The 17,094-nt window shown below is 34.5% G+C and carries 15 protein-coding genes and 2 riboswitches; of the genes, 14 read left to right on the top strand and 1 reads right to left on the bottom strand.

Annotated elements, in window-relative coordinates; all coding sequences use genetic code 11:
- The first annotated feature begins 1 nt into the window (after position 1).
- Both AC1EUU_RS09360 and AC1EUU_RS09355 read left to right on the top strand, forming a co-directional pair.
- Positions 2-538, top strand: a complete 537-nt coding sequence (locus tag AC1EUU_RS09360; protein ID WP_480201153.1) for a hypothetical protein — start codon at positions 2-4, stop codon at positions 536-538.
- Between the two features lie 2 nt (positions 539-540).
- Positions 541-1,440 carry a sterol desaturase family protein gene (locus tag AC1EUU_RS09355; protein ID WP_480201152.1) on the top strand — a complete coding sequence of 300 codons (900 nt, stop codon included), beginning with the start codon at positions 541-543 and terminating at the stop codon, positions 1,438-1,440.
- 20 nt (positions 1,441-1,460) lie between these two features.
- Here the strand turns inward: AC1EUU_RS09355 and metK are convergent, their stop codons facing one another.
- Positions 1,461-2,714, bottom strand: a complete 1,254-nt coding sequence (metK, locus tag AC1EUU_RS09350; RefSeq protein WP_480201151.1) for a methionine adenosyltransferase — start codon at positions 2,712-2,714, stop codon at positions 1,461-1,463.
- Between the two features lie 309 nt (positions 2,715-3,023).
- A riboswitch (SAM riboswitch) is annotated at positions 3,024-3,140 on the top strand.
- Positions 3,141-3,249: 109 nt separating this feature from the next.
- Here metK and AC1EUU_RS09345 point away from each other — a divergent pair.
- The 12 genes from AC1EUU_RS09345 (at position 3,250) to cysM (ending at position 16,866) form a co-directional block, all read left to right on the top strand.
- Positions 3,250-4,542, top strand: a complete 1,293-nt coding sequence (locus tag AC1EUU_RS09345) for an O-acetylhomoserine aminocarboxypropyltransferase/cysteine synthase family protein (RefSeq protein ID WP_480201150.1) — start codon at positions 3,250-3,252, stop codon at positions 4,540-4,542.
- Between the two features lie 19 nt (positions 4,543-4,561).
- Positions 4,562-7,969 (top strand): bifunctional aspartate kinase/homoserine dehydrogenase I, encoded by a 3,408-nt coding sequence (gene thrA, locus AC1EUU_RS09340; RefSeq protein WP_480201149.1) that lies wholly within the window; start codon positions 4,562-4,564, stop codon positions 7,967-7,969.
- Positions 7,970-8,029: 60 nt separating this feature from the next.
- On the top strand, positions 8,030-9,199 hold the full coding sequence (locus AC1EUU_RS09335) for a trans-sulfuration enzyme family protein (RefSeq protein WP_480201148.1): 1,170 nt from the start codon (positions 8,030-8,032) through the stop codon (positions 9,197-9,199).
- 15 nt (positions 9,200-9,214) lie between these two features.
- A complete protein-coding gene (locus AC1EUU_RS09330; protein ID WP_480201147.1) occupies positions 9,215-9,622 on the top strand; it encodes an RrF2 family transcriptional regulator in 408 nt (135 codons plus the stop codon).
- Positions 9,623-9,750: 128 nt separating this feature from the next.
- A complete protein-coding gene (locus AC1EUU_RS09325; RefSeq protein ID WP_480201146.1) occupies positions 9,751-10,374 on the top strand; it encodes a phosphoadenosine phosphosulfate reductase domain-containing protein in 624 nt (207 codons plus the stop codon).
- A gap of 3 nt (positions 10,375-10,377) precedes the next feature.
- On the top strand, positions 10,378-12,465 hold the full coding sequence (locus AC1EUU_RS09320; protein ID WP_480201145.1) for a HEPN domain-containing protein: 2,088 nt from the start codon (positions 10,378-10,380) through the stop codon (positions 12,463-12,465).
- A 13-nt stretch (positions 12,466-12,478) separates the two neighbouring features.
- Positions 12,479-13,249, top strand: coding sequence for a uroporphyrinogen-III C-methyltransferase (gene cobA, locus AC1EUU_RS09315; protein ID WP_480201144.1), 771 nt, complete (start codon positions 12,479-12,481; stop codon positions 13,247-13,249).
- Entirely contained in the window at positions 13,243-13,824 is a 582-nt protein-coding gene (locus AC1EUU_RS09310; RefSeq protein ID WP_480201143.1) for a precorrin-2 dehydrogenase/sirohydrochlorin ferrochelatase family protein, read from the top strand. The genes cobA and AC1EUU_RS09310 overlap by 7 nt, the downstream gene beginning before the upstream one ends.
- A 6-nt stretch (positions 13,825-13,830) precedes the next feature.
- Positions 13,831-14,880: an NAD(P)/FAD-dependent oxidoreductase gene (locus AC1EUU_RS09305; RefSeq protein WP_480201142.1), complete on the top strand. Its 1,050-nt coding sequence runs from the start codon at positions 13,831-13,833 to the stop codon at positions 14,878-14,880.
- Between the two features lie 25 nt (positions 14,881-14,905).
- On the top strand, positions 14,906-15,226 hold the full coding sequence (locus tag AC1EUU_RS09300) for a 2Fe-2S iron-sulfur cluster-binding protein (protein ID WP_480201141.1): 321 nt from the start codon (positions 14,906-14,908) through the stop codon (positions 15,224-15,226).
- Positions 15,227-15,230: 4 nt separating this feature from the next.
- Positions 15,231-15,989: a serine O-acetyltransferase EpsC gene (gene epsC, locus AC1EUU_RS09295; RefSeq protein WP_480201140.1), complete on the top strand. Its 759-nt coding sequence runs from the start codon at positions 15,231-15,233 to the stop codon at positions 15,987-15,989.
- On the top strand, positions 15,949-16,866 hold the full coding sequence (cysM, locus tag AC1EUU_RS09290; protein ID WP_480201139.1) for a cysteine synthase CysM: 918 nt from the start codon (positions 15,949-15,951) through the stop codon (positions 16,864-16,866). Before epsC ends, cysM begins: the two co-directional genes overlap by 41 nt.
- A 69-nt stretch (positions 16,867-16,935) precedes the next feature.
- Positions 16,936-17,052, top strand: a riboswitch (SAM riboswitch).
- Positions 17,053-17,094: the final 42 nt, after the last annotated feature.

The following is a 17,094-nucleotide window of genomic DNA, read 5'->3' as shown; positions in this document are numbered from 1 at the left end:
AATGAAAAATTCAACATTATTCTTTAGAAGCTTAGCTATCATTATTTGCATTGCTGGTGGGGCTCACTTAATAACATATGCATCACAAAACTCACTATCAAAGGTTCAGGTTACTGAGGAAATTTTTAGTGAAGATAAAAACATTGAAAAAGAACCTCAACCAGAGGATTCTTTAAAAATGCTTTCTAAAGACTACGATGAAAATATCGATTATATTATTGGAAAATGGAAAGTAGCTTACAATAGCAGTGATTTTAAAGGTTCCATAGTGTATACGATCAAAAAAGAAGGTAAAACGTATAATGCCTATACGAGTAGTTATGAAGATGAAAGAGGTAATTCTACAAAAGCAGAAAAAATAAAAACCTTAATTATTAAAAAGTTTGATGGTTATAAAGGAAAGGGAGTATATAAAATCGAATATGAAGGAACGCAATATGATGTTAAGTGTAACATCGATATGCTAGACGAAAATACATTTAAGTTAAGTTATGACTATTATGGTTATAGTGATATCGAAACCTGGAAAAGACAATAGTTATGATTGAGTTTCTATCAAAAAAATTAGAGTGGATTGATGTTCAATACTGGTTTTATGTATTGAATGATCTAAGTCTATTGTATATAATCGTTCCTTTTTTTGCAATCGAGCTGATTCGTTACGCTTTCTTAAAACGTTTAAATAAAGATTTAATACTTGATTCTGTTGCAAACATTATCACTTTTGGTGGTTTTTTTGTTGTTGAAATAATTCTTGGAATACTAGCAGTAACTAAAATCTATTTTTGGATATATAATAACTTTAGTTTACCACATCTAGAGTTAAATTGGACTACCATTGTTGCATGTGTATTACTGGCCGACTTTGCTTATTACTGGGAACACCGAATGATGCATCGAATTGGTATTGGTTGGGCAACACATACGGTACATCACAGTTCACCGCATTTCAATATGTCGGTTGCTTATCGTTTTGGGCCTTTAGATGCTATAATGCCGATTCTATTTTCATTACCAATAGTGATGCTTGGTTTTGATCCTATTTTAGTGTTATTATCAGAAGTTTTTGTGCAAGTTTTTCAAACGTTGCTACACACCGAGATTATAGGAAAGCTCACTAAACCAGTTGAATTCATTTTTAATACACCATCACACCATAGAGTACATCATGGATCAAATCGACAATATTGGGATAAAAACTATGCCGGGATATTAATCATCTGGGATAGAATGTTAGGCACCTTTGAGCCAGAAGTTGAAAAAGTGAAGTATGGAATTTCACAACCTATACATACAACAAATCCGTTAAAGGTATTTTTTCATGGAATCTTTCGGTTGTATAAAAAAATAAAAACTATCGATGGAATTAAAAATAAGCTACTAGCATTTATAAAACCTCCTGATTGGATGCCTTCGAAAAAAGAATACCCTAAAACTTAGCATTTGGGGTATTCTTTTTTTTAAATATTAAATGCTTTTTTAACCTTGTCGATGTAATCTAATTTTTCCCAAGTGAATAGTTCAACATCAATAGTTTTTGATACTCCATTAGGAGAGCTAAATGTTTTAGAAACAGTTTCATTGGTACGTCCCATATGTCCATAGGCAGCAGTTTCGCTATACATCGGTTGACGTAATTTCAATCGTTTCTCAATGGCATGCGGTCGCATATCGAATATTTCGGCAACTTTATTAGCAATTTCACCATCAGATAAATTCACTTTAGAAGTTCCATAAGTGTCTACAAAAATTCCCATGGGTTCTACTACTCCAATAGCATACGATACTTGCACTAAAATTTCATCAGCAATTCCTGCAGCTACCAAATTTTTAGCAACATGACGCGTTGCATAGGCAGCACTTCTATCCACTTTACTGGGGTCTTTTCCAGAAAATGCACCACCACCATGTGCACCTTTACCACCATAAGTGTCTACAATAATTTTTCTTCCAGTTAAACCAGTATCTCCATGAGGGCCTCCGATTACAAATTTCCCCGTAGGATTTATATGGTATTTAATATCGTCATTGAATAATTCCTGAATCTCAGGTTTTAATTTAACCTTAAGTCTTGGAATTAAAATTTCAATAATATCCTTTCTTATTTTTGCTAGCATAGCCTCGTCAGAAGCAAAATCATCATGCTGAGTAGATACTACAATGGCTTCAATACGTTGAGGCTTATTGTCATCTGAATATTCAATAGTAACTTGACTTTTAGCATCAGGTCTTAAATATGTGATGAGATCATTTTCTCTTCTTAGAGCTGCAAGTTCTTTTAATATTTGATGCGATAAATCTAATGCCAATGGCATGTAGTTCTCTGTTTCTTTAGTTGCATAGCCAAACATCATTCCTTGATCTCCTGCTCCTTGCTCTTCCTTAGTTAGTCGATCTACTCCGCGATTAATATCTTCAGATTGTTCATGAATTGCAGATAATACACCACATGAATTACCATCAAACATATACTCACCTTTAGTATATCCTATTTTATTAATAACATCTCTGGCAATTTTTTGAACATCTAAATAAGTGTTCGATTTTACTTCTCCAGCTAATACAACTTGACCGGTTGTAACTAGCGTTTCGCAAGCAACTTTAGATTCTGGGTCAAAGGCCAAAAAATTATCTATCAGAGCATCAGAGATCTGATCTGCTACTTTATCTGGATGTCCTTCCGAAACACTTTCAGAAGTAAATAAATATGGCATAAATTCTTCTTTTTAATTGTCTTAATTTGAAGCTGATTGGTCGGGTAAAGAAGTATATAATTACTGCTTTAGCATTTGGTTTTGCTGAACTTGTTTTAGTCTCTTATCAACAATTTTCAGCAACGAGGTTGCAATCAGTCAAATTTTTCCTCAAAATTCGGCTACAAAAGTACAGATTAAATTAGAACAAAAAAACTTTAAAACAGAAACAAAATGGAAGCATATAATATAAAAGTGTCATAAAAATTTGGATATTAAAATTTTATGACCGAATATTTGCACTTGTAAAAGTTCAAACACTTATTGACAATGTTATCAAGAAAGGTGGAGGGATTAGACCCTGTGAAACCTTAGCAACCCTTTACTATCAATGTAAAGAAGGTGCTAAATTCTACCAAAACAATACATGTTCTGGATAGATAACCAAAAAGGAAGTTTCTAAAACTTCTTGCAATTTCTTAATAACATTTTTCTAGTAAGCAACATCTATCAGATGTGTTTTGGCTTTTGATTAATTAAATCAAAAAAAAGAAAAATGAGCACACAAAAATTTGCAACAGATGCATTACATGCAGGGCATGATGTAAAACAAACAGGCGGTACAAGAGCGGTTCCGATCTATCAAACAACATCATATGTTTTTAACGATTCTGATCACGCTGCTAACCTATTTTCATTAAAAGAATTAGGGTTTATTTATACACGATTAAATAATCCAACAAATCAAATTTTACAAGACCGTTTAGCAGCCTTAGAAGGAGGAATTGGAGCTGTAGTATTCGCTTCAGGAACGGCGGCTATTTCAACAGGATTACTAACCTTATTAAAAGCTGGAGACCATATTGTAGCGTCGAGTAGTTTATATGGAGGAACATATAATTTATTAAGCGTAACACTGCCAAGACTAGGTATAACCACCACTTTTGTTGATGCTTCTAATCCTGAAAATTTTTCAGAAGCCATTCAAGAGAATACAAGGGCATTTTTTGTTGAGTCTCTTGGGAATCCAAAATTGGATGTACTTGATTTACAAGCGATATCATTGCAAGCTAAAGAAGCTAAAGTGCCTTTTATCGTAGATAATACAGTAGCTACTCCGGCATTACTTAACCCAATTGAACACGGAGCAGATATCGTGATTCATTCACTAACAAAGTATATAGGCGGTCAAGGAAATTCACTTGGAGGTGTTATTGTTGATGCAGGAAATTTTGATTGGGCAAACGGTAAATTTCCAGAATTTACAGAACCCTCTGCAGGTTATCATGGGCTAATATATCATGATACTTTAGGAGCGGCCTCTTATACTTTTAAATTAATACTGGAAGGATTGAGAGATTTTGGAGGTGCTTTAAGCCCTACAAATGCATTTCAAATTATTCAAGGGTTAGAAACCTTAGAAGTGCGAATTCAAAAACATAGTGAAAATGCGTTGACCCTGGCAAAATGGTTAGAGCAGCAAGAAGAAGTTGCATGGGTAAATTATCCCGGGTTAGATAGCAGTGAATACAAATCTTTAGCAAATAAATACCTACCAAAAGGACAAAGTGGTATTGTAACATTCGGTGCTAAAGGAGGTTATGAAGCTGCCAAAGCGATTGCCAATAACACGCAAATATTTTCGCTATTAGCTAATATAGGCGACACTAAGTCATTGATAATTCATCCTGCAAGTACTACGCATCAACAGTTGAGTGATGATGCTCAAGAGAATGCCGGTGTAACACAAGATCTAATCCGTTTATCTGTTGGTTTAGAAAATATTGATGATTTAAAATTAGACCTGAGTAACGCATTTTCTAAAATTGCCAGCGAAGCTTTAGTATAAAACATTTCATAGAACAATTATGAATTTAGATAATAGTTTAAAGCACATTACCATTACCAACTATCTAACAGAAGGTGGTGTTCAATATTCCAATTTATCATTGAGCTATCAAGTATTTGGTTGTGAATTGGGATCAGCTCCTGTTATTTTGGTGAATCATGCCTTAACAGGAAATAGTGATGTAGCCGGAGAGAAAGGATGGTGGAAAGATCTTATAGGGAATAATAAAGCTATTAATACCGCTAAATATACTGTACTTTCTTTTAATATTCCTGGAAACGGATACGATGGTTTTGTGCTAAATGACTATAAAAATTTTATTGCGAAAGATGTTGCAAGAATATTTTTATTAGGGCTAGAATATTTACAAATAAAACAACTTTTTGCAATTATTGGTGGGTCCCTTGGTGGTGGTATTGCATGGGAAATGGCGGTAATCAATCCAAAAATTACAAAGAACCTTATACCCATAGCTACCGATTGGAAATCAACAGATTGGTTGATAGCTAATTGTCAGGTACAAGAACAGTTTCTATTAAATTCAAAACAACCGGTTCATGACGCTCGTATGCATGCAATGTTATGCTACCGAACACCAGCCTCGTTTAAAGAGCGCTTTCAACGCTCTAAAAATGAAGAATTACAAATTTTTAATGTTGAAAGCTGGTTGTTGCACCATGGTAAAAAATTGCAAGAGCGATTTCAATTATCGGCATATAAGCTAATGAACCAATTGCTTAAAACTATTGACGCAACTAGAGGTGAAAATAAAAGCATTCTAGATACTATTGAAGCAGATATACATATTATTGGAGTAGATTCTGATTTGTTTTTTTCAGCTGATGAAAATAGAGAAACACAAAGACAATTAGCACAAACCCATCCTAATGTATCTTACAATGAGATTAATTCTGTGCATGGGCATGATGCTTTTTTGATAGAATATAATCAGCTACATAAAATTATTGAGCCCATTTTTGATCCTGAAAAACGGCATAAAAAAATGAAAATATTAAAGTTCGGAGGGAAATCTCTGGCCAATGGAAAAGGGCTGAACAATGTTATTGACATTATTGAACATAAAATTAATCATGGAAATCACATAGCGGTGGTTGTTTCGGCAAGAGGTAATACAACAGATGAGTTAGAGGTGATTTTGGAAAAGGCTAAACAAAATCAAGCCTATAAAGCACAATTAGAGGCGTTTAAAAAGTATCAAAAAGAGGCTTCGAATGTTGTTGATTTTTCTCAAGAATTTTCAAACCTTGATAAGCTTTTTGAAGGCGTTAATCTTTTAGGAGATTATAGTCAAAAAACCAAAGATGAAGTTTTAGCTCACGGTGAACTATTATCGGTTAAAACGGTCTCTTCTTTATTAAATGAAAGAGGAATTAAAGCGAACGCTGTAGATAGTAGAGCCCTTATTAAAACTGACGCGCAATTTGGTGATGCGCAACCATTATTAAAATTATCAGAAGACAATGTTCAAAATTATTTTAACGGAGAGGAAGAGCATTCTGTAAATATAATTACCGGTTTTATTGCATCTAATTTAAAAGGCGAAACAACCACTTTAGGGAGAAATGGCAGCAATTATACAGCCTCTTTATTAGCTAATTATTTGGGAGCTGAAGAATTACAAAATTACACACATGTTGATGGTATTTTTACCGCAAACCCTGACCTAGTGCCGGCAGCCAGAAAAATTGAACATTTATCATTTGGCGAGGCTAATGAGCTAGCCAATTTTGGCGCTAATATTTTACATGCCAAAACAATAATTCCGCTATTAGAAAAGAATATTAATCTTCGTATTTTAAATACATTTAATCCTAGCGATAAAGGTACGTTAATAACGGCACAGCCTAGGGCGAAAGGGATTAAGTCTTTATCTGTATTAGATAAGGTTGCACTCGTTAATTTTGAAGGAAGAGGATTGCTAGGGAAAGTTGGGGTTGATGCTCGCATTTTTAGGGCTTTAAGTCACCATAATATTAGTGTAAGTATTATTTCTCAAGGATCATCTGAAAGAGGAATTGGTTTAGTGGTTAACGCTGAAAAATCGCCTGAAGCAGTTATTGCTTTAGAGAAAGAGTTCGAGCACGATCTAAAAACAAAAGATGTTGATTCTATTTCTATAATTGAAGACGTTGCTGTAATTTCTATTATAGGATTAGACTTAAGTGAATTTCATCACCCTTACAGTTCCTTGATCAAAAACCAGATTACCCCTTTACTTTTTAACAATACTATAACTGGCAGAAATGTGAGCTTAGTTGTGCAGAAAAAAGATTTACATAAATCTTTAAATGTAATTCATGGACAAATATTTGGTATTGCTAAAAAAGTGAACATAGCTGTTTTTGGAAAAGGTTTAGTTGGTGGAACCCTGATAGATCAAATTTTAGAAAATCGCGATTCGGTACGAGAAAAAAGAAAAATTGAATTGAATGTTTTTGCGGTAGCTAATTCTAAAAAAGTATTGCTTAATAAAAATGGTGTTGATACGAATTGGAGCCATGAATTAGATCAAAAAAGTCTTGAAAACTATACCATATCAGATGTCATTCTCTACGCTAAAAAACATCATTTAGAAAATTTAATTGCGGTAGATAATACGGCAGACAAGGGCTTTGTTGAGAGTTATGTGCCATTGGTTGAGTCAGGGTTTGATCTAGTGTCTTCAAATAAAATAGCGAACACGTCTAATTTGTCTTTTTATAAAGAACTAAGAGGAGTTCTTGAAAAGCATAAAAAGGCTTACCTGTATGAAACAAACGTTGGTGCCGGTTTACCGCTTATAGATACAATTAAACTATTGCATGAATCTGGAGAAAATATTACTAAAATTAGAGGGGTGTTTTCAGGATCGCTGAGTTATTTATTTAATAATTTTTCAACGAGCGATAAGCCCTTTTCAGAAATTTTGCAACAAGCAATTGACAAAGGATTTACAGAGCCAGATCCGCGGGAAGATCTTTGTGGAAATGATGTGGCAAGAAAATTATTGATTTTAGCACGTGAACTTGATTTACATAATGAATTTGATGATGTAATTGTTCACAATCTTATACCGAAAGAATTAAGGGAAATCTCGATAGAAGAATTTCTTAATTCATTAAATAAGATGGATGATATCTATCAAAAGATTAAGGGAAGTCAAGAGTCGAAACATGTGCTGAGATTTATCGGCGATTTGCATGGTAATCTTGCAGATGAGAAAGGCGCTAAACTAGAGGTAAAGCTTGTATCGGTTCCAGAAAGCTCACCATTGGGCGCATTGAAAGGATCTGATGCGATTTTTGAAATTTATACAGAGTCGTATGGCGAGCAGCCTTTGGTAATACAAGGGGCCGGAGCTGGAGCTAAAGTAACGGCCAGAGGTGTTTTTGGAGATATATTAAGGTTGGCCAAGAATCATAGGTGATATAGAACAGCCTATTTAGGCTTGTTGGTATATCCGGTTAAGAATAAATTAAATAATATTATGAAAAGTAATTTTGAAACTGAAGCGATTAGAAATCAAACGGAAAGAACACAATTTTCTGAGCACTCTACACCGTTATATTTAACTTCAAGTTTTGTTTTTGACGATGCAGAAGATATGAGAGCCTCATTTGCTGAGGAAAAAGACAGGAATTTATACAGTCGGTTTTCAAATCCTAATACTACAGAGTTTGTAAATAAAATTGTAACCATGGAAAAAGCAGAAGCGGGTTATGCTTTTGCTACAGGTATGGCGGCTGTATTTTCTACGTTTGGCGCCTTATTAGATGCAGGTGATCATATTGTTTCATGCAGATCGGTTTTTGGTTCAACACATTCATTATTTACCAAGTTTTTACCTAAATGGAATATTGAAACAAGCTATTTTAAAGTTAATGAAATAGCTACAATTGAGCGCCTAATCCGGTCAAATACAAAAGTTTTATATGCCGAAACGCCTACAAATCCAGCTGTAGATATTTTGGATTTAGAGGTGTTAGGAAAAATTGCCAAAAAACATAATTTGTTACTAATCATAGATAATTGCTTTGCTACTCCTTATTTGCAGAATCCCATAAAATTTGGAGCAGATTTAGTAATTCATTCGGCAACTAAACTAATTGATGGCCAGGGTAGAGTTTTGGGAGGCATAACGGTTGGAAAGGCTGATTTAATTAGGGAGATCTATTTATTTTCAAGAAACACAGGGCCCGCTATGTCACCTTTTAATGCATGGGTGTTGTCTAAAAGTCTAGAAACTTTGGCTCTCAGAGTTGAAAGGCATTGTGAAAATGCATTAAAAGTTGCCGAATTTTTAGAAAATCATGGTAAAGTTGGTTTGGTAAAATATCCTTTTTTAAAATCGCACCCACAATATGCCATCGCTAAAGAACAGATGAAATTAGGAGGTAATATTGTAGCTTTTGAAATTAAAGGCGGTATAGAAGCCGGGCGAAAATTCTTAAACGAAATTAAGCTTTGTTCGTTATCAGCAAATTTAGGAGATAGTAGAACAATTGTTACGCACCCGGCGTCAACCACACATAGTAAATTAAATGAAGAAGATAGGTTAGAAGTGGGAATTACAGATGGTTTGGTGCGATGTTCTGTTGGTTTAGAACATGTAGATGATATTATAAACGATTTAAACAATGCGTTGAACAAAATATAATAATATCTTTGTTCGATGCTTTCTAAGAAAACAAAATATGGCTTAAAGGCACTTGCTTATATTGCTCGTCAAGAGAAAGGGACACCTGTTCCCATTGGTGCAATTGCCGAAAGTGAGAATATTTCACATAAGTTCTTAGAGAGTATTGTGCTAACACTTCGTAAATCTGGTTTTTTGGGTTCAAAAAAAGGAAAAGGTGGCGGAGTATATCTTATTAAAGAACCTAAGGAAATCAGAATGGTTGATGTGATACGAATACTAGAAGGCCCTATTGCATTGGTACCTTGTGTGAGCTTAAATTTTTACGAGAAATGTGATGATTGCCCAGATGAAGAGGCTTGTTCTATAAATAAATTGATGATAGAAGTTAGAGATAGCAACCTTGCAATTTTCAGGAAAAGAACACTTTTAGACTTGATGTAATATCAAATCTGTAAAAAATTTAAGGAATTTTTATCAAATTTTTAGGAGTATTAAATAAATATATATATACATTTGCATTAAAATCCTACTAATCCTATAGGATTATATATTTAAATAATTAAAACTACATGTTAGAGAACATTGATATTGAATTTTGGAATAAAGAACTGAGAGCTAAAACTCCAGATGAAATTATAGACTGGGCACTTAAACTGTCTGATAGAAGAATTGTAACAACCAGTTTTGGTAAGTATTCAGCAGTATTATTGAGTACTTTTTACAGAAAAGAAAGCGATATAGATATTATATGGTGTGACACCGGATATAATATTCCCGAAACTTACGATCATGCTTTTTATTTGATGAACAGGTTTGAGTTAAATGTTCACACGTATGTCCCCTTACAAACGAAGGCATATACAGAATACACCATAGGATTGCCCACTATAGATGACGAAAATCATGCAAAATTCACCGAAGTTGTAAAATTAGAGCCTTTTAGAAGAGCATTAAAAGAGCACCAACCAGATATCTGGTTTACTAACATTAGAATAAGACAAACAGAACTTAGAAGCTCTAAAGATATTTTAAGCTTTAGCAAAGAAGGAATTTTAAAAATTAGCCCATTTTATTATTGGACTGATGAAGATTTAGATGCTTATCTAGAGGAAAATGAGTTGCCTAAGAACAGTACTTATTTTGATCCGGTAAAGGCATTAGAAACAAGAGAGTGTGGTATACATTTACAATAAATTATGTTAAGTTTTAGAACTGAAATAGAAAATCCTGTAGTTGAGAAAGATATTATCGAATTAGAAAAAAAGATTCGATTATTTAAAGAAGGTAAAGTTGATGAAGAGCGTTTTAGAAGCCTTCGATTGGCAAGAGGTGTATATGGGCAACGCCAAGAAGGTGTACAAATGATACGCATTAAATTACCTTACGGTAAAGTTTTGAGTAAACAGCTGCACCGAATTGCAGATGTGTCAGATGAATATTCTCGCGGGCGTTTACACATAACAACACGCCAAGACATTCAAATTCATTACGTTGACCTGGATAGGACTCCCGAATTATGGGCTGAACTTGAAAAAGATGAAGTGACGCTACGCGAAGCCTGTGGTAATACAGTTAGAAACGTAACAGCTTCTGAGACAGCAGGAATAGATTTGAATGAACCCTTCGATGTGTCGCCATATGCCGATGCTTTATTTAGGTTCTTTTTAAGAAATCCTATCTGTCAAGAAATGGGAAGGAAATTTAAAGTATCCTTTTCAGCAACTGATGAAGATACGGGTCTTTCCTATATGCATGACCTTGGCTTTATAGCAAAAATTAAAGATGGAATTCGTGGTTTTAAAGTGATGTTGGGCGGCGGATTGGGTTCACAACCACGCCATGCTGATGTATTCTATGAGTTTTTACCATCCGATAAGATTATTCCGGTAATGGAAGGAGTGTTACGAATCTTTGACCGTTATGGAGAGCGTAAAAGCCGAGCCAAAGCCAGGTTGAAATTTTTAATTAAAGATATTGGTTTAGAAAGTTTTAAACAACTTGTAGAAGAAGAACAAAATGCTATTGCATTAAAAACCGTAGTAGTTGATGCCAATAGCTACTTGGCTTCAAAGCCGAAACAGGTTGAAGCACCAATTGTTAATATTAATGATGATAAAGCATTTAAACTATGGAAATCAACAAACTTGATTCAACAAAAACAACATGGCTATGTGGCCATTGGGGTGAAAGTATTACTGGGTGATTTTTATACGGATAAAGCACGTTTATTGGCAGATTTAGTAGAAAAGTATGCCGCCGGAGAAATACGGTTAACCCTGCGCCAGAATATATTGATTCCTTTTGTTAGAGAAGACTTAGTGCCTTATTTCTATCAAGAATTAAAGAAACTCGGTTTTGCCTCTCCTGGTTATAATAAAGCTGTAGATATTACGGCCTGCCCGGGAACCGATACTTGTAATTTAGGAATTTCGAGTAGTACAGGTATTGCCGAAGAGTTAGAAAGAGTTATTAAAACAGAGTACTCACATTATTTAAATAATCCAGATTTAGTTATAAAAATTAGTGGATGTATGAATGCTTGCGGGCAGCATAATATGGCAAATATTGGCTTTCAAGGAATGTCAATCCGTACCAAAGATAAGCTTGTTGCGCCAGCCTTACAGGTATTGTTAGGAGGAGGTAACTTAGGAAATGGTAATGGTCATTTTGCAGATAAAGTAGTTAAAATTCCTAGTCGCAGAGGACCCGAAGCGCTGCGTAGAATTTTAAATGATTTTGAAAGATATGCTAAAGGAAAGACCTTCTTAAGTTACTACAAACAGCAAGGAGAAAAATACTTTTATGAAATGCTTACAGATTTGTCTGACAGCACAAATCTTACAGAAAAAGACTTTGTTGATTGGGGTAATGAAGAAAAATATGTAAAAGCAATTGGAATTGGTGAGTGTGCGGGAGTTGTAGTTGATTTGGTTGCAACGCTATTTCTAGAAAGTGAAGAGAAAATTGAATTGGCAAAAGAAGCTTTAAAGAACAATGTATATTCTAACGCTATTTATCATGCCTACAGTGCATTGGTAAATTCGGCAAAGGGATTATTGCTATCTGAAAACGAAAAGACAAATACACAAGCCGGTATTATTAGAAGATTTGATGAATTATTTATCGATACAAAAAGAATTTCGTTAGACAATTCTTTTGCAAAATTCGTATATCAAATCAAAGAATATGCGCCTAGCGAAGACTTTGCGAAGAGCTATATAAAGAATGCCGAACTGTTTGTGAAACTAGTTAAAGAATATCGCGAGGCCGAAGTGTTAAATTAATGATAAGAATGAAATGAGAAGTGAAGCAAAATTAACAGTCGTTGGAGCTGGTCCTGGAGACCCAGAATTGATCACGCTAAAAGCTATAAATGCATTAAAGTCTGCTGATGTGGTTTTGTACGATGCTTTAATTAATAATGAATTACTCAACTATACACGTTCTGATGCAGAATTAATTTATGTAGGTAAACGAAAGGGGTGTTATTCATATCAGCAAGAACAAATCAATGAATTGATCGTAAGTAGAGCTAAAACAGATGGTCATGTGGTTCGTTTAAAAGGAGGTGATCCTTTTATTTTTGGGAGAGGTGCCGAAGAGATGGAATATGCTTCTCAATTTGGAGTAAAAGTAGAGGTGGTACCAGGTATTTCGTCTTCTCTAGCCGTTCCGGCATATCAAAATATTCCATTAACAAAACGAGGAAGTTCAGAAAGCTTTTGGGTGATAACTGGCACCACTAAAGAGCATAAATTATCAAATGATATTGCTTTAGCTGCGCAATCAACAGCTACAATAGTTGTTTTAATGGGAATGGGTAAACTCTCAGAAATTGTTACGCTCTTTCAGCTTAATAATAAAAATGATTTACCCGTGGCAATTATTCAAAATGGTACTACACCACAAGAGAAAATTGCAATTGGCACAGTTGATACCATAGTAACTATTGTAAACGAAAAGCAATTAAGTAATCCGGCAATTATTGTATTGGGCGAAGTTGTACGTCATAGAGCACAATTATTAAAAGTTCAAAAAGAAGTTCAATTAAAAGAGGCATTATGTTAGTAGAAAATAAAAACGAATTGTATCCCATCTTTTTAAAAGTATCGCAATTAAATGTACTTATCGTTGGTGGTGGGAATGTAGCTTTAGAGAAGTTAAGCTTTCTATTAAAATCTAGCCCTAATGCAAGGGTAGCATTAATTGCCTTAGAATTTTCTAAAGAAGTATTGGAGCTGGCTAGAAAGTACGATATTTTAACGATGCATAGGCCCTATACTAGTAATATATTACATAAACAGCATATCGTAATTGCCGCTACTAATAATGAAGAAGTAAACAAGCAGATTTACTTAGATGCAAAAGCTAAACAGCTATTGGTTAATGTTGCAGACACCCCAGATTTATGTGATTTTTACCTTGGCGGAATTGTAACGAAAGGAAATATAAAAGTGGCAATTTCTACAAACGGAAAATCTCCAACGATGGCCAAGCGATTACGTCAGTTTTTTGAAGTGGTCTTACCAGACGAAATTGATGACTTAGCCAAAAATCTAAACAAGTTTAAAAAATCCATCAAAGGAAATTTTGAAACCAAAGTGAATACCTTAAATAAATTAACAGAGAGTTTAGTAAAATAAAAGTAAATGATAAAGACAGATATACTAATAATAGGTGCCGGACCAACAGGTTTATTTACCGTTTTTGAAGCGGGATTATTAAAACTAAAATGTCATTTAATAGATGCTTTGCCTCAACCCGGAGGGCAATGCTCTGAAATCTATCCTAAAAAACCAATTTATGATATTCCTGGTTTTCCTGAAATTTTAGCTGGTGATTTAACAAAGAACTTATTAGAACAAGGAAAGCAGTTCGAACCAGGATTTACTTTGGGTGAACGAGCAGATACCATCGAAAAATTATATGATGGATCATTTATTGTTACCACTAATAAGGGTACAAAGCATCATGCTCCGGTGGTAGCAATTGCTGGAGGTCTGGGTTCTTTTGAACCACGTAAACCTCAGTTAGAAAATTTATCTTTTTATGAAGATAATGGTGTTGATTATATCATTAGAGATCCTGAAAAATATCGCAATAAAAAAGTGATCATTGCTGGTGGAGGTGATTCGGCATTAGACTGGAGTATTTTCCTATCTGATATCGCCTCTGAAGTTACTTTGATTCATAGAAGAAATGAATTTAGAGGAGCCTTAGACTCTGTAGAAAAAGTAAGAGAGTTAAAGCTACTAGGTAAAATAAATCTTATTACACCTGCAGAAGTTGTGGAATTAAAGGGAGAAAAAAACCTAAATGCTATCGTTGTTCAAAAAGATGGCGAACAACAATTTATTGAAACAGATTATTTTATTCCGCTTTTTGGTTTATCTCCAAAATTAGGACCTATTGCCAATTGGGGACTAGAAATTGAAAAGAATGCCATAAAAGTAAACACATTTGATTATCAAACTAATATTCCGGGAGTCTTTGCCATTGGTGATGTGAATACATATCCTGGAAAATTAAAATTGATATTATGTGGTTTTCACGAGGCAACACTAATGAGTCAATCTGCTTTTAAAATCATTCACCCAGATAAAAAGTATGTGTTAAAATACACAACGGTAAGTGGTATAAACGGTTTTGATGGGTCAAGAAAAGAAGCACCTAAAGCCGTTGTGCAGGCAATTGGATAAAATCCATTTTCAAAGATGAAAAGGTATGGCTGACGTTAATATTTTCATAAAAGATAGAGAAGGTGTAATTCATGAGGTTGCTGCACCGACAGATATGGCAATGAACCTAATGGAGGTGTGTAAAGCATATGAGCTTCCGGTAGAAGGTACATGCGGTGGTATGGCTATGTGTGCTTCGTGTCAGTGTTATGTACTGTCAGATCATGAGTTACCCGAAAAGCAAGATGAAGAAGAAGCAATGCTGTCAGAAGCATTTTATGTAGAAGAGAATAGTAGATTAGGGTGTCAGATTCAAATTTCAGAAAGATTAGAAGGTTTAAAAATAGAATTAGCCCCAGCATCTTAAAATTATGGAAACCATTGAAAAAAAAGCGATTAAAAACTACCATGTTTGCTTAAAAGATACTATAGAAACGTTCACAAAGCAATTGTTCTATACACTATTTGATGAGGCCTATTATAATGCGTATATAGATTCGGTTGAAGAATTATTTTTAAAGATTTCTCAAAAACTATCTGTAGAAGAAAGTCATTTGATATGGAATGTTTATAGCGATAAATTTAGAGAGATTAGAGAAAAACTAGATTTAGATGCTTTAGCATTTGAAAAATTTGATCCCGCATGTAAAAGTTTGGAAGAAGTGTATTTAGCATATCCTGGATTTCATGCCATAGCGGTGTATCGATTAAGTCATGAATTACATAAATTGAATGTACCAATTATTCCAAGAATGATGAGCGAATATGCACATGGGCTAACCGGTACAGATATTCACCCTGGAGCAAGAATTGGAAATTCATTTTTTATTGACCATGCTACAGGTATTGTAATAGGTGAAACCGCTGTTATTCATGATCATGTTAAAATATATCAAGGCGTTACACTTGGTGGACTACAGGTAAAGAAAAGCCTTGCGTCGTCAAAAAGGCATCCTACGATTGAAGAGAATGTAACAATTTATGCAAATGCTACTATTTTGGGCGGCGATGTAACCATTGGCGCAAATAGTATCGTTGGCGCGAATGTTTGTGTAACGAGATCAGTACCTAAAAACTCAATATTATCTTATGAAAAAGAGTTTAACATTAGAACCAGAAATAGTAGGTAAGAGTATTACCGATCAAATTGGCAATACACCGCTTATTGAGGCAAAGAATATTCTTTCTAAAGAAGGTGTTAGATTATTTTTAAAGCTTGAAGGTAATAATCCGGGAGGAAGCGTAAAAGATCGCCCGGCCTTTAATATGATCAAACAAGCTCTAAGGCGCGGTGATATTAAAAAAGGAGATTATTTAGTAGAGGCTACAAGCGGTAATACAGGTATCGCATTAGCACTAACAGCAAAACTCTTAGGGTTAAATATTGTATTGGTGATGCCAGAAAATTCAACGGAAGAGCGTGTTAAAACAATGAAGGCATATGGCGCGGAAGTATTACTTACTTCTGCCAAAGAAGGGATTGAGTATGCTAGAGATGTAGCATTAAATATTCATAAGAATAAAGGATATTATCTGCTAAATCAGTTTGAAAATAACGATAATTGGAAGGCGCACTATAATACAACCGGGCCAGAAATATGGAAAGACACTCGAGGTAGAATTACCCATTTTGTGTCGGCCATGGGCACAACCGGAACTATCACCGGTGTCTCTAGATTCCTAAAAGAGAAAAATGAAGCCATAACGATTATTGGCGCACAACCAACAGACGGATCGAGAATTCCGGGTATTCGTAAATGGTCACCAGAATATGTTCCAAAAATTTTCAATAAATCAAAAGTTGATAAGATTATTGAAGTAAGTCAGATTGAAGCTAAATTAATGACACAGCGATTGGCCAAAGAAGAGGGTATTTTTGCCGGAATGAGTAGTGGTGGTGCAGTGGCATGTGCCTTAGAAGTTGCAAAGAGAATAAATAATGGTAATATTGTAGCAATCATTTGCGACCGCGGAGACCGCTATTTATCTTCAAATCTTTTTGAATAAAATTTGTTTTTTAAAGTTGTGATATAAAGAAATAATTATGTTTCTTTGTATCGTTCATTAACGTATTGATTGTTATCATGAAAGGTGGAGGGAATAGACCCTGAGAAGCCTTAGCAACCCTTTTCTAATTTATTTTAGATAAGAAGGTGCTAAATTCTACCAAACTGTAGTGCGGATAGATAACGAATGGATTTTCATTTCTTAAACCCTTTCCTGATGACATATTGA

The organism is Maritimimonas sp. 2205BS37-2 (assembly GCF_056591755.1).
The sequence above is the reverse complement of the archived record's forward strand: the minus strand, read 5'-3'. Positions and strand labels throughout refer to the sequence as shown.

What these genes read in the sequence shown, in the direction of transcription:
- AC1EUU_RS09335 (WP_480201148.1), top strand. Translation starts at nt 8,030, where the DNA reads ATGAAAAGTAATTTTGAAACTGAAGCGATTAGAAATCAAACGGAAAGA.
- AC1EUU_RS09360 (WP_480201153.1), top strand. Translation starts at nt 2, where the DNA reads ATGAAAAATTCAACATTATTCTTTAGAAGCTTAGCTATCATTATTTGC.
- AC1EUU_RS09310 (WP_480201143.1), top strand. Translation starts at nt 13,243, where the DNA reads ATGTTAGTAGAAAATAAAAACGAATTGTATCCCATCTTTTTAAAAGTA.
- AC1EUU_RS09355 (WP_480201152.1), top strand. Translation starts at nt 541, where the DNA reads ATGATTGAGTTTCTATCAAAAAAATTAGAGTGGATTGATGTTCAATAC.
- epsC (WP_480201140.1), top strand. Translation starts at nt 15,231, where the DNA reads ATGGAAACCATTGAAAAAAAAGCGATTAAAAACTACCATGTTTGCTTA.
- metK (WP_480201151.1), bottom strand. Translation starts at nt 2,714, where the DNA reads ATGCCATATTTATTTACTTCTGAAAGTGTTTCGGAAGGACATCCAGAT.
- cobA (WP_480201144.1), top strand. Translation starts at nt 12,479, where the DNA reads ATGAGAAGTGAAGCAAAATTAACAGTCGTTGGAGCTGGTCCTGGAGAC.
- cysM (WP_480201139.1), top strand. Translation starts at nt 15,949, where the DNA reads ATGAAAAAGAGTTTAACATTAGAACCAGAAATAGTAGGTAAGAGTATT.
- AC1EUU_RS09305 (WP_480201142.1), top strand. Translation starts at nt 13,831, where the DNA reads ATGATAAAGACAGATATACTAATAATAGGTGCCGGACCAACAGGTTTA.
- AC1EUU_RS09345 (WP_480201150.1), top strand. Translation starts at nt 3,250, where the DNA reads ATGAGCACACAAAAATTTGCAACAGATGCATTACATGCAGGGCATGAT.
- AC1EUU_RS09325 (WP_480201146.1), top strand. Translation starts at nt 9,751, where the DNA reads ATGTTAGAGAACATTGATATTGAATTTTGGAATAAAGAACTGAGAGCT.
- AC1EUU_RS09320 (WP_480201145.1), top strand. Translation starts at nt 10,378, where the DNA reads ATGTTAAGTTTTAGAACTGAAATAGAAAATCCTGTAGTTGAGAAAGAT.
- thrA (WP_480201149.1), top strand. Translation starts at nt 4,562, where the DNA reads ATGAATTTAGATAATAGTTTAAAGCACATTACCATTACCAACTATCTA.
- AC1EUU_RS09300 (WP_480201141.1), top strand. Translation starts at nt 14,906, where the DNA reads ATGGCTGACGTTAATATTTTCATAAAAGATAGAGAAGGTGTAATTCAT.
- AC1EUU_RS09330 (WP_480201147.1), top strand. Translation starts at nt 9,215, where the DNA reads ATGCTTTCTAAGAAAACAAAATATGGCTTAAAGGCACTTGCTTATATT.